The following is a 21,620-nucleotide window of genomic DNA, read 5'->3' as shown; positions in this document are numbered from 1 at the left end:
GCTCATTTTGCGGCCTACCGTATCATCTGGTGTCATTGAGTGCTATCTAGTCTTGATAGACAAGGGTTTTGGGTCGTCTCAGACCTCCTTCGTATCATCCAGTGCTAACGAGTAGATTTGCAACGGGATTAGCACGGCATAACCCTGCCCGCCGACGTGGCGAGCAGGGCATGCTTTACTCGTTGATGTCGATGCGGAGTGGCTTAGGGGCGACCCACCGACGAGCCTCGTATGCCTCGACATAGACCCATCGGCGCTGAGACCGACCAGGTCCGTAGGGTTGTCGGCGAAGGTGGCCTCGTACCATGACGGTTGCCGGCAGCAGGTTGCTCCCGCGCGTGTCGGTTTCATCTTTCGACGTCCCACCGGATGATATGCTTGAGACCGACCTTGTGATGCGAGTCAGGCTGATACGCCGCACGAGCCATTCCGGCTTCCGAGTATTCTTGGATGGGCTGCTTTGGCTCTGTCCTGGGTGCCGATACCGTCTTGACGCCGCGATGTCGTCACGCACTTCGAGCGGTGACTGTTGCGCCTCCAAGTGCAGCGCCAGAACCAATGCAAAGCGTACTGCCTCGCGTGCCCAGTCATGGTGTGCGTCCACGTTGTCGATGAGTGGGCTGTTGTCCGGCATCGGGATACCTTCCTCAAGGTCCATCTCTCGCCACTCCGGCGTCCACCGAACCACCATGAGCCCGTCTGGATAATCGAGGCCGAGCAAAAAGATGTGCTCATCCATTGGATACCCGGCGAGGCACACGGTTTGGTCGAATAGATATTCGCCCGGTATGCGCTTGGCCTCGACGATAAACGGACGACGTAGCAACATCGGCGGTTCACCGGGAAGCGTGTGAAGGTCGGTTTCGTGGACGGCCTTCACTGCGCCCGGCGCAATCCGGTGTACGACCACACGAGGTCGCATAGAAAGCGCCAATGCTGCGATATTGATGAGACCAGGCTGTTCGTCGATGATACGCGGTCCATACCTCGCGATTGCCAACATCCCGGCTTGGTCGCGAAACGGGTATGGTACGAGTTCTCGGTCGAGTTTGTGCCGGTCCATCGTCTCGTGATAGTCGCGAACGATTTCGGATAGCGGCATGAACTTACCCATGTTCCCGCCTCTGTTCCCGCCTCCGCTCATCGAGCGCAAACAGTTCAGCGTCTGATAGACGCACCAGTCGACTGAGAACCGATTCGCCGTCGACGCCATCTGTTTGCCCGAGTCGCACCGCTTCCGAGACCTGAGCCGTGATGTAGTCGATGTCCGTACCCTCGACGGGCGGCACGATGGTGCGGAGAAGCCAGTCGAGTTCATCGGGTGAGAACACTTCGTAGAGGCGTTCTTCACCTACTTCACGCGAACGACGATACCGGCGAACGATGGTATCCATCGCCGCCGGAACCTCGCCGAACGCTTGCACGAACCGCTGGATAAACGGCTCAAGGTCTTCCGTCACGCGCCACGTGATACGGTAGCCACTACTCTTCCTTGGTCTCGGCATTCTCCGCCTCCTCTCGTTCGAGTTTGCTTCGCAACATCTCCGCGCGCTGCAAGATGTCCTCTTCGTGCTCGATGTCCCATTGTGCGCCCGTTGGGACTTTCATGACCTCGTCCCACGCCTTAACGGGCACACGATACCCCCGAACGAACACGCGATGCTCGTCTAGCGCCTCGGCGATGCCCTCCCCAAAGATATCGGCTGGACGCCCGTGCTCCTTGATGAGCCATTCGATGGCCATCTCGATGGCCGGGTCATCCACATAGTCTCGCCAGTTCCGAGGGATTTCCACGTCACCGTTACGTCCTCCGATGACGCGGAAGTTAGGCGCAATATCATTTCGGAGTAGGTCACGGACACGTGGTTCCGGTGTCCCGTCGACCCACTCCCACTGGTTCGGTCCCACTCGGCGTAAGGTCCCGCCAAGGCAAGTGATCTCCTTGCTCATTTTGAGCTCCCCACCTTTCCATGCACTCCGCGCAGCCCCATCCGCTGCAATTTGGGCACACGAAGTAGTCGAGGATGCCGATGCTGCGTTTCACGGCATCTCACCTCCTAAGACAAAACGCCTCTAGGCCCGTCAGCTTTCGCTGACGAGCCCAGAGGCGCGCTGATATGCCGCACTATAGTCTCGGATCTCATAGTCTTGGAGTCCCAACTCTCTTGCGAGAGGAGCGTACTCCGGATCAAGCGCCGACAAATACGCGAACTCTCTAGCAAGATCACGCAGAGTGAACGGCGTCCCGATAGGCACGAACACACCGCTCACTGCATCTTTCCAGGAGCCCATAAAATGGACTCCTGGCCCAGCAGTCGAGTAGGTCCCGTCTAGGTCTACTTCGATGTGCAGGGACCGCACGCCAGGCATGTCGCGCAGGACAAACGGGTCATTCTGGAGGTATCGGGCCATCTCCAGAACGTCCCCGTTAGGGTGCCCGGGGACCGTCTCAAGCACACCCACGGCCCTCGACAGAGCCATGATGTGCCGTGGACGCGCATTGCGCGCCCACATGTTCACACTGCGGCGGATGTAGGGCACGCCATCTCCTTGATGCGTCCAAGCCACCTCCGGCGCAGATACCTCAGCCTGCGCCACTACACCATAGGGCGTAGCGACCAGGAAAGTGACGGCACCATCCGGCCAAACTGTCCACAACATGCGACCGGTGGTCGTCTCGTGGACGATATTCCCAGAGGCATCGAGCTCAGGGCACTCGATGCCCGCAACAGTTGGGAATTCGGAGTAACAATACCTGTCGTACAACTCTTTGATTGCTGAACACGACTCTTCGGGCGTTCCGGCATGCTCAACGGCCAGGATAATCTCCCCGAAAGGTATCTCAGTTGCCCAGCCGTGGGAATAGGCTCGGGCAAGCGCCCAAGCGGTGACGAACTGATTATAATGTTCGATGGCCATGTTATAACCCCCATCGCGCCGTCTTGCGGCGCAAATAGTATGCGGATTGTCCGCACCATGGGCAGCCCGACACACGTCGGGCGGCCTAGCTACGGACAAGGCACTCAGAACTCGAACCAGACGAGCTCAAGCTCATCTGGCAGAGCCCGCGCGTCCATACCATCCGACGTACGGATGGTACGGAACAGAACCGCTGCGCCGTGGTCGTCTCGATAGACGACCGTGGCTCTTTCGTCCACAACTCCACGAATGCAATTGGAGTTGTGGTCGACGTAGAATTCCGTCCCGACGGGAGCCTCCAACAGCTCCCGCCAGGATACCTCCCGCTGCACGGTAGGCGTGTTGTAATCACTGTAACCGACCGCAAACGCAATACCATAAATAACATTCGTTTTCATAAAATTACCTCCCAGGCCGCACAATGGCGGCTTATTGTGTGCGTCATCCGCACCACGGGAGCCGGGACTACAGTCCCGACGCCTAGCTACGGACGACATGCAATCACGCGAATGTCTGGAAACCGTTGCAACCGACGATATTCCCGTCGGAGTCGCGCACCGTCTGCGGGCTCAAGACGTCCTTGCGACCCGCCTTGGCTGCGGCCTGCGCGACGAGGGTGCTAGCGACAAACACCGTGCCATCCTGTGGCTCAGGCAACCCCGTGATGTCGCCAAAGGCGACGGCGAAAACGGGGATGCCATCCACGTCACCGACCTGCACCGACTGACTAGCGACACGTGCAACCGTGCCGCTTGGCGGAATGTCCATGGTGCTCCCGTCCGGTAGAATCACGTTGATCGTGTGCGGCGTCACATTAACAAGCATTTGAGTTACCTACCTTTCTCCGAATTTTAGCGGGCTGCCTCATCAGCGCCGGGAGGCCATCTCCGGCGGACCATCGCGGGCCGGCTCAATCTTCGAATGGTGCAGGCGGCTCATCGATGCTCACCCATGGGTCCGGGAACTGTTCGAAGAGTTCCTGGATTTCCTGTGCGCACTTGTCGCACAGGTGGAACGTCTCGCGGCCCATCGTCTCATTTCGGGCCGCCTGTGCTGACCGGCGGAGATGATCGGGGGTCCAGTAGAGCGTGTGAGATGCTGGGTTCTGACAGGTCTCTGGCTCCCAATCAACCAAAAGCAACGCCTCGCGAACCGCCTCAATCTCGCAAACCTTCGCCATTTTTCATCCCTCCAGAACTCGGTCGAGGAACGACTCGACCTTGTTGTGCCACTCCAACTGATACTGGAACTGACCCTGCTCCTCGCTCAAGTCCCACTCCGATTCGAGGATTTGAGCGAGCGTCCAACGATAGTCATCTGCTTTGCGAATCTGATCAGCGAAGCGTTGCTCGACGTCCTCCAGGATTTCGTCGAGCGAGTGCCCGAGGAACCGAAACAACCCGGTCTCCTCAATCGGCGTCACCCGCACAATCTCTCGGGGAATCACGAGCACCGCGCCAGCGTCTGCGTCAAAGTCCTCGTCATCACTCAAGTCTGCCTCCATCTCAATGAGCACCGTGCCCTCAAGGTCGGCTCCCCGCGAGAGGAAGTACGCTTTGAGGTCATCGAGCGTCAGGCAGGCGCTGACCCCGCGGCGCACATCCTCGACCCAACCTGTCCCGTCGCACGCCTCACAACGAACCTCTTCTCCCCGGTGCCACCATTGACCTTCACCATTGCACTCCGGGCACGGGCGCTCAGTGTACGTCCAGCACCGAGAAACTTGGTTCTCAGGCTGGAGCAAGAGGTTCGGGTCACGGTCGACAGGTTGGATGCGGTAAGCCTTCACCTTCATCGTCCTCCTCATCGCCCCGTCCGTCGGGGTTTTGTTTGTTCCTTCTGATTCTTAGTATACTCGTTTCGTCGACGTTTGCAATAGTTTCGTCGACGTTTCCGAGAAAAATTTTTAGGCCCGATGCTGTTAAGCACCGGGCCTTGACCTCCACAACGTTGGGAGGGCGTGGATAGCCTCGCACGATACGTAGCGGGGCCAATTTCAAGCACGGCAAGTCATCCATCACGCAATGGTCTCGTCGTGCATGTCCATTATAGCACATATCCATATCGGTTACGCTTTGCTCTTTGCCACCGCCTGCTCAATGAGCGTCGAGACAAGCTCCGGCACGTCGCCGACAACCTTCTCCGCCAGCTTCACAAGGTTCGCGCTCTGCGAGAGGACGGCGTTCACCGCATCCTGCTTGACCTTGGCCGCGAGTGCGGCGTTCCAGACGCCGTTCGCCTTAGCGTCGGCCACGATGGTCTGGTTGAACTGCGCCACGACGCTCTCGGCAATGGACGCGAGCCCGTCGATGGCGTTCTGCGCGGTCTGCGAATGGATGTACTTCGGCACAACTTTGGTCGTCAGATACGTCAGCGCGCCGCCGACAGCAAGGCCGAATGCGCTCAGTACGTCCTCAAGGATTTGGATTTCCACACTGGTGATGGGTGCAGCCATCAGCAATCCCTCCCGAAAATGATGAAGGCCCCACGCTCATCTGCGTGAGGCCTGAAATATTTGTGCATAATGCCACGAAGTCCAGGCCTGAATTCCAGACCTGGACTTTCGGTGGCGTCAATGCAGTTCTTTCAATTTTTCATGTGCCTTCATCGTAAACGATCACCATGCCGATGTCAAGTGTGCGTCAATAAAAAGTTAGAGCAGCGCCTTCGCCGCGTTTAGCGCCGACTCTAGCGCATTGATAAGCGCCTGCACCTTGGCCTTGTCCACGGTGACGGTGCTGCCTTTGTTCGCGAGCGCCAACAGCGCCTCGTACATGGCCTGTGCGGTCTGCGGGCCGTAGATACCGTCTACCGTGAGACCGTGCTGCAACTGGAACGACTTGACCGCCGCTTGTGTGGCCGGGCCGAAGATACCGTCCACAGCGAGATGGAGTCCAAGGACTTTGTTCAAGTCCTCCTGCAATTGCTTCACGGCAGGCCCTGTGCTCCCAAGTTGGAGAATCGTCACGGTGTCACCTCCGTTGTTCGGTGATGGCGATGGCGACGGGTTAGGTGCGGGCGTTGCAGACGGCGCCCAGAATCCAGGGTCTGCGTATACGTCGCTCACGTCCACCTGCACGCCTCCGACCACGACATCGTAGGTGTGCTGGTACATGGACTTGTTCGCGTTCGTCTGGCCATTGCTCCACGCGCTCGTCTGCCAGTACCAGAGCTTGTTCCCGTAGGTGTTATATAGCGCGTCGATGACAATCACGTCGCCATACGCGCCGACTTTGTAGTCTGTGACCTTACTCAGCAGGACGCCGAAGTACGCAATGATAGCGTCCATGTCCGCGATGGCGGCGTCATAATCGACCGTGAAGGCGATAGCCGTTCCCTTGGGCGCGCCGATGGCTTGTGCGCTTGCAACAGCCGCTTGAGCATCATTCGCCGCCTGCGTCGGCGTAAAGTAGCCCACATAGGTCGGGTCACTCTCCCAGATGAGGCCGAGTTTCAGGCCGCTCGCACGGATAGCCGCCACTTCTTCATTTGTGAGAGACTTCGCCCAGTTCCCGAGATACCGCATGACGGCCTTGTACCCGGCGTCATAGATGGCTTTAGCCGTGGTCGCCGTGAGCCTCGTCGCGCAGTCCACGGCTTGATACAGGACCTTGTTCGACGGTTTCGGTGTCGGCTTAGGCGAGGGCGTCGGTTGAGGCGACGGTTTTGGAGTAGGCTGCGGCGTTGGTCTAGGCGTAGGAGTAGGTGTGGGCTGCGGTTGTGCCTGCTCCACGGTGATGGTCGTGCTGGCCGACAAGTTTGCCCACGTCGCCGTAAACGTGTATGTCCCCGGATTTGACGCCGACCAAGGGAATCCGTTCCATCCGTCGAACGAGATGGGGATGGATGAGGGCTGTTCACCGTTGATGGCGATGTCCACGTACTGGTTCAGGAGCGTTTGTCCGTTGTTGGTCAGGCTCACGCCAATGCCAATGGTCTCGTTCGTCGAGAACGTGGACTTAACGTTGCCATTCTCGTCCGTGGCGCGAATCTGGAGGGACAAACTCGGTGGAACGGCCCCTGCTGGATGAGGGGGGATGTCCATAACAGCGGCGTCGAGAAGATAGTTCTTCAGGAACGACTCACTGAAGTACCCGAATCCATTATTCCCGTATTCCGTCCCCCACGAGTTCTGGAACTTGTACAAGTAGCCATATGTGGGGTCAGGCTGATACCCCACCACGAGGATTTCGTGACCTACGCCCTGCTCAATTGTACCACCGTCCACCACGTACAGGCCGTCGTACACGGTGGGTTGATAGAGCGCGCTCGTAACCTGGATGGCTATGCCGACAGGCTTACCGCTATCAAGCGTGGCACGCAACGAGGCGGTCGTCGGGCTGATGACCGTGCAGGACGACGCCTGCATCACAACGTCCGACCATTGTGGCTGGACGTAGAGTGTGTTTTCGCTGAGCGGGTCAACACTCGAAGGCACGACGCCCCAGACCATCGCACCCGTTGCCACGGCCTCGAAGGTCGAGCCTTTGTCCGCCGTCAGGTCGCCTGTGATGAGGCGGCCCCAGTAGTACAGGCCATTCACGGACGGGTCCACGGGTTGCGGATAGCCGTACTTGTTCTGCAACCACCAAATGTAGTCTCGCACGGTACAGGCCGTGCAGGAGCCTTCCGCAAACTGGTTGACTACAGGGCCACAATACTGCGACAGGTCAACGCCGTTGCCAGATGACTCGGGTTGCGCTGTGACTGCAATGAGCTTCTGGCGTCGCTTGATGCGCTTGAGGTAGTCGTCTGTCAAGCGAAACGTGTTGTACTTGAGTGCCGCTTCAGGCATGATACGCCTGCGCCTCCTTCATGATGAGCTTGCCGTCGTCGCCGAGTTCCGCTTGGCCGCTTACGAGCAGTCGCCACTCCTCATCCGTGAGCAAGATGTCCACGCCGTCTTTCGCTACGAGGTCAGACAACCACTCAGGTGCCGTGGAGTGATGGACACCGACATGGCCGTCGCGGTGATGGCGTTCGCAGAGCACGATGAGGTTGCGGATGTCGTCAGGCGACTCGAAGGGTTGCCCCTTCATCTGCGCCGAGAATCCGTAGGCATCAAAAAAGCCGTTGTCCAGCAGGTATTGCACCTTAACTTGGTCAACAGCATTCCATGCGGCCCACTCGACGAGCCAGTGATGGACTTCACGGTTCTGATATGCTTCGGGCGGAGGATGATTCGGATACGCCTTCATCGCGCACTTGAAACACGGGAGGTTGAGTTCGTGGACGAGCTTATGCTTGTTTGCGCGGAACAGTTCGCTCTCCGCCCTCTGCGAGTGCTCCGGGAACACGACGTATTCCGTGACCTTTTCCGTCTGTTCATGCTCCTCCACGACGCGCTTATCGCTCATGCGCACGCCTCCCCAGTTTCGCTTCGATTTCGCGATGGATGGCTTTGAGTTCTGCGATTTCGGCTTTCTGCTCCTCGTGCATCCGCCGAAGTTCCGCGAGCTCGCTCATCACGGCGTCATGCGTCTCGTTCATCACTCGTTCCATTCGGTCGCCTTGCTTGGCTGTGGTGAGGTTAATCACAGGGAGCGCAACGGCTTGAAAAAATATGGATACTAGAAAGAGGTCCCATCCTTGCGCTCCATTCGGGCGCTGAAGCAGGATGGAACCCCACGTCATGACGCACAGGACCCAGAACAGCCACATCGAAGAGAGGATAATGGATAGGCGCTCAGCAAGCCATTCGTTGAATCGACGTATCACTTCCCACCACCCGCAATCCACTGGTGCAGATACTCGAACCCGAGAATAAACAGGCCCACAAGCGTCCCGACCGCGCCCGTGAGCCATGACCGCCAATGCGTGAGCTTATCCACCTTGCGGACAAGCTCCTCGTGTTCTTCCCTCGTCACGAACTTGTCCATCGTTCGGTCCTGCCTTTTGAGGTGATCCGATATGTCCTCGATTTTGTCCTTGATTTCGACGAGCGCCGCCTTAATCCACTCGTTGTCCGTCTCCAGAGAAGCGAGTTTCGCTTCATTCTCGCCCATTCGGATCACCCCTTGCCAACAACCTCGATATGGATGCGTGGGTCAAGCGCAAGCGTCGATGGCGTCTCGTCGTTGACCACAATCCCCGCCTGCCTCAGCGCCCATCCCACATACGTGGAGCAGTACCGCGTCTTGTGCTCCTCGTACTTTTTGCTGTAGCCAGTCAAGGCTTTCACGGCCAGCCAGAAGATACCGACCCAGTCGTAAGGAAAGCCATTCTCCTGCGTGAGCGCGTGAAGGAACTGCTGGCGCTGGTCGTAGGTCATGTCCACAACATGGCCGATGTCGTACTCGCCCGCATATGCGCCTATTCGCCCGGTTCCCGATACGCGCAGGCCCTGAGCTTCGGCGATGTTATTTCCTCCGAGATAGACCGCGACGTGCGTGTAGAGACGAGCGAGAGGAAATTTTTCCTCGCGATTGATTAGGAGTTCGCCGAATTTGATGGCGTCTGCAATCGGGTCCCACCAACGCCCGCGCACAAAGATGAGGTCTCCCGGCTCCAGCATTAGGCCACCTTCTTTGTCTCCGCCAAGTCGTCGATGACATATGCCTCGCTCACGAAATCCTGCCAATACTCAAACGGCATCCAGAAGTATCCGCCAATGCCCCAGTCCGTGCCCCACGAGTTTCGGATGAGGAACAGGCGCTTACCAACGTCCATGCCGACCGCCACCATCGCATGACCGCCGATTGGTTGCTCATAAGGAGCAGGCACGGAGAGGTAGCCTGTCTCTGCTGTGACTTCGGATTCGAGTTCGGAGAACACCGCTGCACCGAACAGGATGGGCATGTCGTTGCTGAGTGCGTCCATGGCGTAGTCCACGAGGCGAGAGAGCGGAAGACGACGGACGAGGTGAAGTGGCAACTGTGAGCCGGGTAGGAAGTCCTGCTCAGGCGGCTGATTCGCGAAGTCTGCTGGATTGTATGGGTCATCCTGCTCAGGCATAACGCCATACTCGGCGAGCACCTGCACTGCGTCCCAGATGGTCGCACCGGAGTCCTGGAATACGGTGTCCTCCAGTTTGCGTTCCTCGTAATACTGAGCCAATTCGCTGTACTCCACCCACTTGTGCCCGTGCTTTACACGCCACGCGGCGTACCAAGCGGTCGCGGCAAAGGCCGAACATGCGCCGAGGTCGCCCTGGTTGTACACTGGCCCGAAATACTTCCGCAGGTCCACTTCGACCTTGCCGTTGCCATGCGGATGATAGTACGGCACAGTCGCGGTCTGGAGATAGCGGTACTTCGGCATGTTGGCACTCTCCTTTCAGGATGAAGCCATAAAAAAGCGCCCCATGAAGGAGCGCTGAGGAAACGGGATATGCGGTTACTCAAGCCCTGGAATCGTATCAAGGTCTTGCGCGTAACTCTCGTAAGCTTTGAATGTACTCGATAGGCCAGCGAGATAATCTGCGTACTGCAATTGTTTAGTGCCGCCGGATGGATAGGCATTGTTGAGTGTCGTGTACAGGTTCGGCAACGCGTTGGCCTTGATGTCGTTGTAGGCGTTCTGCTGATTAGCATTCAACGTTGGATTGACCGCCGGGAATAGGACATTGAATACGGCGTCGGTCAGCAAGCTGATGACCGTTCCGATGTCGGCCAGATAAGTTTCGAGCGAGCCAGCGGAAAGCGAGTAATACGCCGCCAGGAAACTCTTTGACCCAGGGCCGACAGGCGCAATCATCGGCGTACTAGAACCGGATGGCGTGAACACTTGGATTCCGATGGGCAACGGTTGTGTCCCACCAATCGTCGTGGACGTCCCCACGCACCCGTCTGCGGACACGGACACAGGCACCGCATACGACGCGAGCGACGGATGAAGTTGAACCGTAATGCTGGCTTGGTTGTTGGCGAGCGTAGCGGTCTGCGTCCACGAACCGATGGTAAATGTGACACTGGATGGGGGCGAAGATGGCGGGTTGTTGAGGGTTGCGGTTAGTGTACCATTCACACTCGTAACAGTAATATATGGCAGTATTGTGATCGTTCCGTTTTGATAGACAGCGTATTGCCACTGGCTTGGCAGTTCCGGATAATCGCTGTCGTCGAGATAGACATAGTTCGGCGGAAGATACTCTGGCGGTGATGTTGCCACCGCAAGATTCGTTACTCGTCCTGTGGATGGGTCGTATTCAAGGATCACCACGTTCACCTCCAGTCACCATATGACATATACGCATCCGTTTTGACCGTTGGAGCCGCTAGCCCCGTTGGTGCTGAAGTTGGTTGAGTAATAATTTCCACCTGCTCCTCCGTTTCCATATGCACTTAGAACATATGGGGCAGTTCCTGCCACTCCTCCAGTCCCTTTACTCGATGAACTTCCGTTTCCTCCGTTTTGCCCGGCAACGCCGAACAAAATACTGTTACTTGCTACAGAAAAATTTCCGCCATTACCCCCGGTTCCTGGACTACTTCCGCTTCCTGTACCTCCTTGACCTCCTTGCGCTGTTGCAATGGTGTTGGAACCAATGGAGATGGACGTGTTCCCGCCGTTTCCTCCGTTACTCCCCTGAGTAATGCCTTGCGAACTCGCTGTATTAGGTCCGCCCGCTCCACCTGCACCGCCCGCTCCAACTGTGATGTTCAGCGTGGGTCCTCCCGATACAGGGAACCATCCGAATACAATTGCGGCACCACCGCCTCCGCCTGCTCCAGGAACGCCGTAGTACTGGCTCGTTCCAGATGGTTCATACACTCCTCCACTTCCTCCGCCACCACCTCCTCCGCCGACTAAAATGACGTATAAACGTGTGACATAGGTAGGTATAGTCAGGGATGTGCTTGATGTAAATTGGTAACAAGAACCTCCTATAGGTAAACTATTGAGAACGCTTTGCAAACTGGTCCATGTCCCAGGACTTCCTCCAGAGGTACATACCCAGACGTATCCTTGCTTGTCCAGTATGACGTCATTCGTGTTGTATGTTCCGCTCGATGGAGGCCCAGACGATATGATTCCGACGAACCGAAGCGCAGACAAGGACGAATTTAACCCGAGCACGCTCACTGTGTTCTGCAGAAGTGACGACCCAGTTGTGTTTGACGTAGGTGGCGCAGCCCCTGTGTTTACGTTGTTGTCCAGATAACTGGTTGTCGCGTTATCGTTGAGCGTAGCCACGAGTCCCGCGTTTCCAGACGTCGCAGTGTTCGTGGTTGGCATAGCAGGGCCGTTATATGCTGGGGTACCTTCGATGTCGATCGTAAGAGTGTTTCCGCTGACGCTGACGTATAGGCTTATTCCGGTATCAATTCTCGTAATTGTTCCACTTGACGATATTGTGGCGACTTGCTTTTCTGCTCCGCTTGCCGTGCCTACACCAAGCAAGATACCCGTTGCCCCCTGCGGCAAAGTGACCTGAAACGTGATCCAGTACTGATTTGCGGAACTGACCGTGATACTTGCTTCTGAACTTCCCGGAGATGTCGTTCCTGTCGGATACGTGTACGCATAGTTCACGTAATAAGTCCCTGCGCCAAGAGACGAGCCTGCGCTCGTAAGCGACAACGACAATGGTTGTGCTGGAGACGAATAAAACGGTGTCCTATAGATATTTCTTGCGACCACAGTTGACGGCCCAGTAGGGATGTTATTCAACAAGGACGCTTGGTTCGAAAGTTGCACAACGTTCGACATCGGTCCCGCTGTCGTCTCACCGGTTTTGTTGATAGTGCCGTTTGCATTCACGATGCCCGTGACAAACGTGACCTGATAGCCGAATGCTCCGCTCAAGTTTCCGTTCGTGACACCACTTGCAACAGAAACTGTTGGGGCCGCGGATGGAGAAGCAGTCGGCGCAGCAAGCTGCATCGTACCCGCATCCAAAGTCGCAGACAACGCACCTACGATTTGGTTAACATCCGATGCGTGCGGCAATCCGCCTTTCGGGACCTGGTAGAACGAATTTCCCATCTTGTCTCACCTCACACCGCCTGCAAATACACCGTCCACTGAATCACAAGCTGCTCGCCTTGGCCCTTCGTCACCGCCTGCGGAAACGTCACGTGGCCCCACAGGTTACCGCTGAAGAGCACCACCTGCGTACCGGCATTGTGCGCGTACTGGAGGCCGTTCTGGAGCGTCAGCGTCGTCGCGCCTGCGGATACCGTCTGCGCGATACTCGCGTATTCCGGATTCGTGCTGTCGTTGATGTAGAGCGTGTTGTACTGGCCAGGGACCGTTGAGCCGTACAGAGCTGGCGTGCCATTCGCCAGCGTGATGGACGTAGCGCCTGCTGTGACCGCGCTCGCAAGCGTTGTCGTCGTCACGTTGGCGTCCCAAAGCCCCGCCTCGGTATAGGTTCCGCTCGGGTCCGTCGTCTGGTACGCAACCGTCATCTGCGCCGCAAAGCCCTGGAACGGGCTCGAATACGTGAACGCCCGGCGCGTGTTGTAGACCTCTGCGAACATCGCGAGGTCGGTATGGCTTGCGGTGCCTGTCCCTGTTCCAAGTGAGATGTAGAGAGGCCTGCTGGTGAGTACCGACCCCGACTCCTGATTCGGCGGGGTCATGATGAGTTGAGCCAGCACCGCGCGCGCCCAATCTGTTGCGGTGTTGTGATACGTCTCATCGGACAGCACGCGACCACGCGCGTCCATGCGAATGACGCGGACCTCGCCCTTGATGCCAAGGCCGCTATTGCTCGCTCCACTCATCCGACCACCACCTCCGAGAACTGCACAGGCGCTGATGTTGCGGGCGCAGGTGCCATGCTAGCTAAGTCATACTGGCCGCCGTAGTCCCAGTTCCACGGCGCGACCGTATACCACCAGATGCCGTTCACCTGCGGGGATTGCCCGCTGCTGTTGGATGTGACGCTCACCTGAAGCTGCACGTTTTGGCTTGTGATTTGCGAGCCAGGTATCATCCACCACGAGTACCGCATGTCGTCCTCCGTCGTGACCGTGGTCCATACCGGGTTGATATACCCGCTCGTCTGCCACTGCGTGCCGATGAGCGGGTTGTACGCGCCGTTCTCGATGATGTTGCCCGTGTTGTCCTGGATGGAGAGCACAACGCCCGTAGGACTTGCCGTTGCGCCCTGGTTGATGCACGAGACGGAAACGAGGTGCCAGCCTTCGGTGAGGGTCACGGTATTCGACACCGGGAGCGATACGGATGCGCTCGTGATGACCGTAGCGCCGTCGATGAATAGGTTCGCGTAGCTATCGCCCGCGAGATACACGGTGTACGTTCCGTTCGCGGGAAACCACACCCACTTTCGCAGGAGCCATTCGCCAACAGGTGCAGACGACGCAGCGCCTGTGATAGGTCCCATCCACACTGCCGTTGAGTCCGTCCACGACGAAACGACCGTTCCTGTCGGCTCGATTTGCAGTGGCCACACGCTGTTGTTTCCGTAGGCCGTCGCAGGCGTTGGCATGACGTTGGATTGGACCTGTCCCAAAGGAACGGCCTTGGACCACGTAAAGAGGTCCGGTGCATACACGAGCGTCTGCGACGGGTCCAAGCGCGTGATGGGTGTCATCGCACCGCTCCCGACAGCCGCTGATAGCGAGACCGTGGTGTTCGGCGGCTTCTGTGCGTCCATACGCAGGAGCCAACACGAGCCGTAAGGCTCCGTGAGAAAATACGTCCCCGGCCCGTTCGTCGCCACGTACTCGCCCCAACCGTAGGAATACCCGAGTTGCACTAAAGTCGCTTGCACCACATCGTGCATGTCCACGTTGTCGTAGGGCATGCCGAACTGGACAAGCACCTGATTCGACGGCAATCCAGACGGATAGGCGCGGTTAAGGGTGGACTGCATGATTTGATAGAGGACACTATCATGCAGCGGCATGACAGCACCTCCTCAGAACGTCTCGACGACGTAGACTTGGAGCGCGCCAGATGTGGGAGCAGTCAAACCCGTGGTGATTCCAACCACAAGGCTATCAATGTGTGCTCCTAAGACCTGATACTGTTCGCTGGTTGCAATCCATAGGCCGTGACTTGCTGGAAGCCCAGAGTAGGCTTGCGCAGACTGGAGCGAGGCGTTGTCGTTGATGGCGCTATCCGACATGAACAGAGACACGTTCACTTGCTGGTTCAATGTGTTGTACACGAGGAACGTCCTTGCGCGCGCATTGCGTGTGAGTTTCCCCATCGCCGAGAAGTAGTACGTATTCGACGCTCCAAGCGATGAATATCCTGCGTTGATGATTTGTGTTGGCCCGTTGTACGTCGAACCAGCCGATGTGACGCGAAGGTTTCCTGATGCGTCCACCTGAGCAGGCTGAAATGACCCACTCGTATTCAAAAACCACGGCGTGACAACCGTGGCATAGCTTCCGTTGTTGTCTTGTACGGCAAGCGCCGCGTGGTTTAATTGCCCGGATGGTCCGGGGATAATCGTGTATTGCTTCGGTGCGGATATCGTCATGTCCGGCACCCTCCTCAAATCTCGAACGGAATCGACGAGAAGTTGACCGTGGTCTCAAACAGCCAGTCCTGTCCCGGCGTGGCCTGCACAATCTTGCGCTGGATGCGCGTCACGTAGAACGTCTTCCCGTCGTAGTCGCCCTGCATGCGCCGCTGTGACCGGAACGTGAAGTACTGTCCCACGCGCCAACCGCCGATGTAGGAGCGGAATTGGCCCTGAATGATGGGCATCGCGTACTTGTTGAGTGTCATCTGCGCGCGCTCCTGCGCAAGCGTCGGGAGTTCCGCGGACAGCGACGGGTCCATGCGATTGTACATGTAGATGCCGTCCGTCCCGTCGATGGACGCCATGTACGCCTGAGACTGCGGGTCGGATACGCCCACCACGGTCTGGGTCATCGGGTAGTACGTGACCTTGATGACCGCGCCGTTCGGCGGGGCCGTCCCGAACCGAATCGTCTGCTGCGAGAAGTTGACGTACACGGTGTTCGGTTGCGAGGGTCCGCCAGGCGTACCGTCGATGAGGTCGAGCGCAATCTGCTGCTGTACGCCGTTCACGCTCACCGTGATGTTGCTCACGTCGTTTGGCGGCTGATACCCGAGCGTGAATACCGTCGTGTTCCCGTCGCCCGTGAAGCTCTCCGTGTACAGTTGCTGCTGTGCGACGTAGATGCCCGTGATGTACACGACGTTCTTGATTTGGCTCGTGTCCTCGCTCAATTGGAGGTCTACCCATTCCGCGACCTGTTGCGGTGCGAGCGCAGGGTTCTCGATGAGGTCGTCTGCGTTCAGCGTGTTGTTCGTAAGCGGCGATGTGAAGTACTCCGTCTGGTAGAAGTTCACGTCGCGATAGAAGTCGATGTACCATCCCCATCCGGTCATGTCCGCAAGCTGAGAGATGACCTGCGACGGCGGGATGTAGACGAACTGCAGGATGGGCAGCGGAATCTGCGGGAACTGCTGGACGTTGTTCGTCGTGAACGTGCGCGTGTTGCCGGGTGTGTTGACGTACTGCTGGACGATTTGCTGGATGAGTTGTTGGACGGTGATGCCCTCGCTGTACGTCGAGTTCACCAAGTGGCGGTCGAACCACTGCGTGTAGTCGGAGCAGTTGCAGTGGTAGACCATCAGGTTCGGCTCCAGTTCCTCTTCCTCCGGGTTCTGCAGGATACCGCCGAACTCCCGCGTTCCATCGGCATTCAGGAACACGACCTCTTGCCCGGCTCTCGGTCTCGCAATCGGCCAGTACCACGTGCCGTTCTGGTACGTGCCGCGGATGTAGACGTCGAACCGGGCCGTGGTCTGTTGCACGCCGATGTCCTGGTCAATCTCGACGGAATCAAGCTCCACCCACCATGAGCCGTACTGGTTCGTTCCGCCGATGTACGAGACGCCTTCGATTTGGATGTCGACGCCCATCACCCATCACGTCCAATCGAAGTTCGCCCGCCGCTTGAGGTTCTGCACAAGCTCATTAGCCACCACCTGCGCGAGTTTTCTCGCCGTCGCGGAGTCCGTCAACTGCGGACCGTTCACGTTGACGTTGATGGTCATGGACCCACCTCCGCTGCCTCCGCCTAAACCACCCAGAGAACCGATAGCGCCGGGGTTAATGGGATACTGGTTCAGCGGCAAGACAACCTCCGGTCCCGCCTCGCCGATTAGCGCAAGCGTCGGAGACGTCACAAGACCGCCAGATGCCATCTTCGGCACATTCACTTTTGATGCGGCCTTCCCGCTGGACGCCGAAGGTGCCGCAGCCGCTGCCGCCGCATAAGCCGCGGACTGCGCTTGTGCGATGAGTTGTGCCATCTCCTGCTGCACCCGCTGGACCCACTCAGAGAAGATGCCCTCAGTTTCTTTGCTCCAGTTCTCTAGCGCCTTCTCCACCGTGCTCGCCCACTTGGTCAGTGTCGATGTGAGCGAGTTCAGCGCCTTGGACCACGCATCCTCGACCTGCTTAGCCCACGTGCTGATTTGCTTCTCCGTGTCGGTCGCCCACGTCTTAAACTGCGTCACTTGGTTGCTCGACCAGGTTTTCAAGGTCGTCTCCGACTGCGACGCGGCCTGCGTCACGTACTTCGAGGCCGTCGTCGACGTTGTCCCCGTGTTCTGCACGCTCTTGGCATATGTGTCGAGCGACTTCTGAGCAGTCGAGGCGGCTTCGGAGACCTTCTTAGACTCCGCGGATGTGGTTGATGTCTTCGAGGTGGTCTTTTCAGATGACGGCAGTTCCGACGGCAGGAATGGACCGTAGATAAGGTGAGTGCCGGTTGAAGACGCGAATGCGCGGTAGACGGCTTCCGCATAATTTTCGCGGTTCGCTAAGGCAGCTCCAGACCCGGCCTTCTCGTAGTTCTCCTCGAAGTAGACCGCGGCTTGTGCAGGGTTCATGGAGTTCAGTTTCGAGATGTTGACGTACTGGCCGGATTTGATTTCCGACCACAGGAACCCGAGCTGAGCGGCCAGATTGCTCGCAGACGTGTGATTCTTGCTCGCATACTGCACGAGTTCGGTGTACCTCGGTCCAAGCCACTGTGCGATGCCAAACGCTCCGCTCGATGGATTTACCGCAGTCGGGTTAAGGTCCGACTCCTGCATGAGGTTGCCCATGACGCCTGCGGCTGCACTTGCCGTCAGACCCTGCGACCGAAGGTAGTTCCAGATTTCCTGTGCAGTCGAATTTCCCTTCAGGTTTGGGAGCGGGACATTCGACGAACTCCCACCGCCTCCAAACAGATGGCCGAAGAATCCGCTGACGGACTTCCACAGGTTCGACGCCCAGTTCGACAAATTTTGCGTAAAGCTATCGAAGTCCGACGAAACGGCTCCCCACAGATTGCTGGCCCAAGATTGTAGGTTGGATGTCCACGAACTAAAGTCCTTTGACACGTCACCCCAGAGGCCAGCGGCCCATGCTCCAAGATTCTTCGACCACGCGAGAAAGTGCTGTGAAACGTCTCCCCACAGGCTTGCAGCCCACTGTTCAAGGTGCTGCGCCCACCCGGTAAACTGCTGAATGGTGTTATTGGCCCATGAAAGGATGCTCTGCGATGTACTGTTGACCCAGTTGGATATATTCGTTACCGTTTGGCTGACCCACGAAGATATGCTCTGCCCCGTAGAGGACGCCCACCGCAAGAGGTCTTGCGTGTGCACACTCACCCAATTCGCGATCTGATTACCTGTGGTAGACGCCCACTGTGCAATCTCTTGGACTCTCGATGATACCCACGAGGCGAATTCCGAAGCAGTCCAGCTCACCCATGAACTGATGGAAGACCATGTTTCGCTGGACCATTGGCCAATAGCATTCCACGTGCGCCCGGACCAATCCGAAATGGTTTGCCACGTTTGGGATGACCATGTGGCGATGCTCGTCAGCGTCCTACCCGACCAGTCGGAGATGGCGTTCCATGTTCGCTCAGACCAATCCGCAAACGACGACCATGTGCGCTCCGCCCAGTCTCCGATAGCCCCAATCGTTTGGGACACCCACTGAGACACTGCTTGCCAAGCTCGTTCCATCGCTGGACCAATCTGATTCCAGTGGTCCACAAGCTCATAGATGCCGACGCCAAGTGCAGCAATGGCGGCGATAACTGCCTCAATGGGTGCACCTATGGCCCCGAGCGCAGCAGCCAATGCGCCGCCAATGGCCTCCGCCACATCCGCCAAGGGACCCATCACGGCACCGAGACCGTCCATGAGTGACCCAAACAGCGCTCCGATTCGACTGAGTGGTTCGGCCAGCGATGAGAGAATGCTCCCCAAGCGGCTGAATAGGCTCACGGATTGCTCCGCCCCGGCCACTGCAGCTTCAGCGCCTGTTGCCGCCGCTTCACCCCCAAGTGCCACAGCACCTTCTTCGCCGCCACGACTCAGCAGGTTGAAGATGCCGCGCCCGGCCTTACCGACGAGTTTGCCGACGGACATGCCCTTTCCGACTTCGCCGATGAGTCCAGCACCAGACATCACGTCCGCCGCAAACGAAGCGGCTTTGAGCGCCGCAATTGCCCCGAGGATGGCTGCAGGCAGTGCGCCGAGGTCCTTCACCACGGCGTTCACGATGTTCCCCATCGCCTGGAACGGGTTCTTCGACTGGGTGATGGCGTTTGCCACGTCCGTCAGCGCCTTCGTGATTTTCTCCACCAACGGCGCTAGGGCGACGGCAAGCTGCGTGAACGCCAGCGAGAGCTTCTGCAAACTCGCTTGCAGCGTGAGGTTCTGCTGGACCGCCGCATTCAGTTGTTGCGGCGTCATGTTCATGTTGATGCCAGACGTCTGCTTTTGGAGCGTGCTCCAGTTCTGGAGCATTGGGGCAAGCTCACTTGTCCCCGTTAGGTTGAGCAATTCAGCCGCCTGCTGGCCGCGTCCCTGTGACAGTAGCTGCCGATAGCGGACGCCGATGGTGTTCAGGAGCATCCATGGGCTTGTCGTGAGGTCTTGGCGGGTGATGCCAAGGCTCTCAAGCAAGATGGCCTGCTGTGACAACGCGCCTGAGCCGACTTCAGGGGTGAACAACTTCTGCAGGTTGCCCTCAAGGTTCTGCAGGAACTGGACGCCGCTTGTCCCTGTCATACCCATGCTTGCGAGCATTGCATAGGACTGCGCGGCCTCGTTCACTGTCTGGTTGTTCAGTTGCATCATCTCTTGGATAGCCTGCAGGTTGTTCGTGCTGTTCGCGATGGACTGGATACCGTAGTATCCCATCATCGCGTTCATACCCCAGGTCAAGGTCTTCATGGGGAGTTCGCTGAGCGTTTCGTTGATTTCGCTCGCGGTTTTTGCCCACGCGGGAACAAGCAGTTCTTCAGGCGTGGTCGACCTTGCTGGCGTCTCCTCCTGCACTTGTGCCGTGCTTCCCTGCGCCTGTTGCGCCTGCCACTGCGCGTACTTCTGGAACTGCTCGTAGAACGCGGCTGGCGCTTGGAGGTCGCGGGCTTCTGGATTGGTTGCGCCCCACCCCAGATACGACTCCATCGCGGCCTGATAGTCCTCACGCAGGGCCTCGGGGATTTGGTCTTCCTGCAGGCCAAGGAACCACTTCTCGGCCTCTTCGGGCGAGAGATTCGGCAGGTTGACCGCCGCTGACGTGCTGCGCCTTCTGCTAGAAGACGACGACACGCCCGTCATGGCGCGCGTGATTTCCGCGATGGCGCTTGACTTCGCCATGTCCGTGATGTCTCGGAGTTCCGCGGCAATGGCGCTCAACTCCGACTGCACACCAGACAGCGCGTCTGACCAGTTCACGAACAGGTCTGTATTCGCAAGGTCACGAACGGACGCGACAGATTCCTGCACGTCCTGGAGTTCCGCATCCGTTGTCTCTGCGCCTTCTGTCCACTTGCTGAACGGGTTTGTGGTGTCCTTGGCTTCGTCATTCAGCGCCTGAAGCGTGTCCTTGAGCGTGTTGCCAGCATCCTGCGCCGCCTTGATGTCACCTGCAAGGTCCTTGAACCCTTTCGCCATCTCCAGAACGGCTTCCATGGGTCCTTGCAGACCCTCAAGGTCATCGGACAGCGTGCGCACGGAATCGGAAAGGCTCTTAACTGCGTCTACCAAGGCTTCGGCAGAATCCTGGAGCGCGGCAAGGGGGTCAATGTCCTCGAGAGAGGCAAGCGACGACTTCAAAACGTCCAGTACCGCAGCCAAGTCCTTGAGGACGGAACTTGCCTCGTCATCGGCGATGAGGTTCATTTTCAGGTCATATTGATTGACTTCGGCCACGTTCACTCACCACCCTTTCGCCGCGCTCGTTCTGCCAATTTCTCACGCGCAATGGCCTCTGCTGACAAGTAGATGAGCCATCTCTGCACCGTCTCGCCGTCAATCTCCTCGAGTTCTCGTGGCGTCAGGCCCATCTCCCGGCACAGCCGGAACTCGTTGTACTCACGAACCATCGCTTGCAGCGCCTGATTCTCCTGCGCCTGCTCCGTCTGTAGGTCCAGTTTCCCCGTCAGGATGTCGACGAGGCGGTCCCGGAGTTTGGGTCGAGGTTCACGCCCGCGAGGATGTCGCGGACCTTGTTCAGGATGCGGACGATGATGCGCCCGTCCACCATGTCGATTTGCTCCTGCGACGCCTGCGACGGAATCGGGACCGCACGCCCGTCCTCGTCCTGCACGTTCCAGTCCGACACCATGTGCGAGAGCATCGCCGTCGAGAGTGCGTCTTGCTCGTCCGGCGACAAGTCCTCACGCCCCGCATATCGTGCGACCTTTTTCATCAGCCCCCAAGGCGCACGGTCTCGAATCGTTGCATAGGCTCCTGGTTGCAGGTCACTCAGGTCAATGTGCATG

At 58.0% G+C, this 21,620-nt stretch carries 24 protein-coding genes; all 24 read right to left on the bottom strand.

Translation table 11 applies throughout. The annotated features are described in order from the left end of the window. Window positions 1–175 precede the first annotated feature (175 nt). Complete coding sequence (locus AC27E8_RS01450) at window positions 176–1,114, bottom strand: AcrVA2 family anti-CRISPR protein (RefSeq protein ID WP_487097930.1); 939 nt, start codon at window positions 1,112–1,114, stop codon at window positions 176–178. Further along, entirely contained in the window at window positions 1,107–1,505 is a 399-nt protein-coding gene (locus tag AC27E8_RS01445; RefSeq protein WP_487097931.1) for a hypothetical protein, read from the bottom strand. Before AC27E8_RS01445 ends, AC27E8_RS01450 begins: the two co-directional genes overlap by 8 nt. After that, window positions 1,483–1,794, bottom strand: coding sequence for a hypothetical protein (locus AC27E8_RS01440; RefSeq protein WP_487097932.1), 312 nt, complete (start codon window positions 1,792–1,794; stop codon window positions 1,483–1,485). The genes AC27E8_RS01445 and AC27E8_RS01440 overlap by 23 nt, the downstream gene beginning before the upstream one ends. A gap of 288 nt (window positions 1,795–2,082) precedes the next feature. After that, complete coding sequence (locus AC27E8_RS01435; RefSeq protein WP_487097934.1) at window positions 2,083–2,919, bottom strand: hypothetical protein; 837 nt, start codon at window positions 2,917–2,919, stop codon at window positions 2,083–2,085. A gap of 104 nt (window positions 2,920–3,023) precedes the next feature. Continuing rightward, on the bottom strand, window positions 3,024–3,317 hold the full coding sequence (locus AC27E8_RS01430; protein WP_487097936.1) for a hypothetical protein: 294 nt from the start codon (window positions 3,315–3,317) through the stop codon (window positions 3,024–3,026). Window positions 3,318–3,420: 103 nt separating this feature from the next. Continuing rightward, window positions 3,421–3,744, bottom strand: coding sequence for a hypothetical protein (locus tag AC27E8_RS01425; protein ID WP_487097937.1), 324 nt, complete (start codon window positions 3,742–3,744; stop codon window positions 3,421–3,423). Between the two features lie 85 nt (window positions 3,745–3,829). Further along, a complete protein-coding gene (locus AC27E8_RS01420) occupies window positions 3,830–4,099 on the bottom strand; it encodes a hypothetical protein (RefSeq protein WP_487097939.1) in 270 nt (89 codons plus the stop codon). Between the two features lie 3 nt (window positions 4,100–4,102). Continuing rightward, the gene (locus tag AC27E8_RS01415) at window positions 4,103–4,714 is read right to left on the bottom strand and encodes a hypothetical protein (RefSeq protein WP_487097940.1); all 612 of its coding nucleotides are present in this window, start codon (window positions 4,712–4,714) and stop codon (window positions 4,103–4,105) included. A 273-nt stretch (window positions 4,715–4,987) separates the two neighbouring features. Beyond that, window positions 4,988–5,374: a hypothetical protein gene (locus AC27E8_RS01410; RefSeq protein WP_487097941.1), complete on the bottom strand. Its 387-nt coding sequence runs from the start codon at window positions 5,372–5,374 to the stop codon at window positions 4,988–4,990. A gap of 198 nt (window positions 5,375–5,572) precedes the next feature. Then, on the bottom strand, window positions 5,573–7,714 hold the full coding sequence (locus AC27E8_RS01405) for a glycoside hydrolase domain-containing protein (RefSeq protein WP_487097942.1): 2,142 nt from the start codon (window positions 7,712–7,714) through the stop codon (window positions 5,573–5,575). Beyond that, on the bottom strand, window positions 7,707–8,276 hold the full coding sequence (locus AC27E8_RS01400; protein ID WP_487097944.1) for a hypothetical protein: 570 nt from the start codon (window positions 8,274–8,276) through the stop codon (window positions 7,707–7,709). The genes AC27E8_RS01405 and AC27E8_RS01400 overlap by 8 nt, the downstream gene beginning before the upstream one ends. Beyond that, on the bottom strand, window positions 8,266–8,637 hold the full coding sequence (locus AC27E8_RS01395; protein WP_487097946.1) for a hypothetical protein: 372 nt from the start codon (window positions 8,635–8,637) through the stop codon (window positions 8,266–8,268). Before AC27E8_RS01395 ends, AC27E8_RS01400 begins: the two co-directional genes overlap by 11 nt. Then, window positions 8,634–8,924 carry a hypothetical protein gene (locus AC27E8_RS01390; RefSeq protein WP_487097947.1) on the bottom strand — a complete coding sequence of 97 codons (291 nt, stop codon included), beginning with the start codon at window positions 8,922–8,924 and terminating at the stop codon, window positions 8,634–8,636. The genes AC27E8_RS01395 and AC27E8_RS01390 overlap by 4 nt, the downstream gene beginning before the upstream one ends. A gap of 5 nt (window positions 8,925–8,929) precedes the next feature. Beyond that, complete coding sequence (locus AC27E8_RS01385) at window positions 8,930–9,433, bottom strand: hypothetical protein (protein ID WP_487097949.1); 504 nt, start codon at window positions 9,431–9,433, stop codon at window positions 8,930–8,932. Further along, the gene (locus AC27E8_RS01380) at window positions 9,433–10,179 is read right to left on the bottom strand and encodes a C1 family peptidase (RefSeq protein ID WP_487097951.1); all 747 of its coding nucleotides are present in this window, start codon (window positions 10,177–10,179) and stop codon (window positions 9,433–9,435) included. Before AC27E8_RS01380 ends, AC27E8_RS01385 begins: the two co-directional genes overlap by 1 nt. A gap of 75 nt (window positions 10,180–10,254) precedes the next feature. Continuing rightward, window positions 10,255–11,085, bottom strand: coding sequence for a hypothetical protein (locus AC27E8_RS01375; RefSeq protein WP_487097953.1), 831 nt, complete (start codon window positions 11,083–11,085; stop codon window positions 10,255–10,257). Between the two features lie 6 nt (window positions 11,086–11,091). Beyond that, window positions 11,092–12,096 carry a glycine-rich domain-containing protein gene (locus tag AC27E8_RS01370; RefSeq protein ID WP_487111320.1) on the bottom strand — a complete coding sequence of 335 codons (1,005 nt, stop codon included), beginning with the start codon at window positions 12,094–12,096 and terminating at the stop codon, window positions 11,092–11,094. A 761-nt stretch (window positions 12,097–12,857) separates the two neighbouring features. Then, entirely contained in the window at window positions 12,858–13,589 is a 732-nt protein-coding gene (locus tag AC27E8_RS01365; RefSeq protein WP_487097956.1) for a hypothetical protein, read from the bottom strand. Beyond that, the gene (locus tag AC27E8_RS01360) at window positions 13,586–14,737 is read right to left on the bottom strand and encodes a hypothetical protein (protein WP_487097958.1); all 1,152 of its coding nucleotides are present in this window, start codon (window positions 14,735–14,737) and stop codon (window positions 13,586–13,588) included. Before AC27E8_RS01360 ends, AC27E8_RS01365 begins: the two co-directional genes overlap by 4 nt. A 12-nt stretch (window positions 14,738–14,749) precedes the next feature. Beyond that, the gene (locus tag AC27E8_RS01355; protein ID WP_487097959.1) at window positions 14,750–15,319 is read right to left on the bottom strand and encodes a hypothetical protein; all 570 of its coding nucleotides are present in this window, start codon (window positions 15,317–15,319) and stop codon (window positions 14,750–14,752) included. 14 nt (window positions 15,320–15,333) lie between these two features. After that, a complete protein-coding gene (locus AC27E8_RS01350) occupies window positions 15,334–16,737 on the bottom strand; it encodes a hypothetical protein (protein WP_487097961.1) in 1,404 nt (467 codons plus the stop codon). 6 nt (window positions 16,738–16,743) lie between these two features. After that, complete coding sequence (locus AC27E8_RS01345) at window positions 16,744–21,048, bottom strand: phage tail tip lysozyme (protein WP_487097962.1); 4,305 nt, start codon at window positions 21,046–21,048, stop codon at window positions 16,744–16,746. Window positions 21,049–21,050: 2 nt separating this feature from the next. Further along, complete coding sequence (locus AC27E8_RS01340) at window positions 21,051–21,221, bottom strand: hypothetical protein (RefSeq protein ID WP_487097964.1); 171 nt, start codon at window positions 21,219–21,221, stop codon at window positions 21,051–21,053. Window positions 21,222–21,277: 56 nt separating this feature from the next. Then, complete coding sequence (locus tag AC27E8_RS01335; protein ID WP_487097966.1) at window positions 21,278–21,619, bottom strand: hypothetical protein; 342 nt, start codon at window positions 21,617–21,619, stop codon at window positions 21,278–21,280. Between the last annotated feature and the right edge of the window lies 1 nt (window position 21,620).

It is taken from the genome of Alicyclobacillus sp. CIJ1 (genome assembly GCF_057538885.1).
This window is presented reverse-complemented; position numbering and strand designations above follow the sequence as displayed.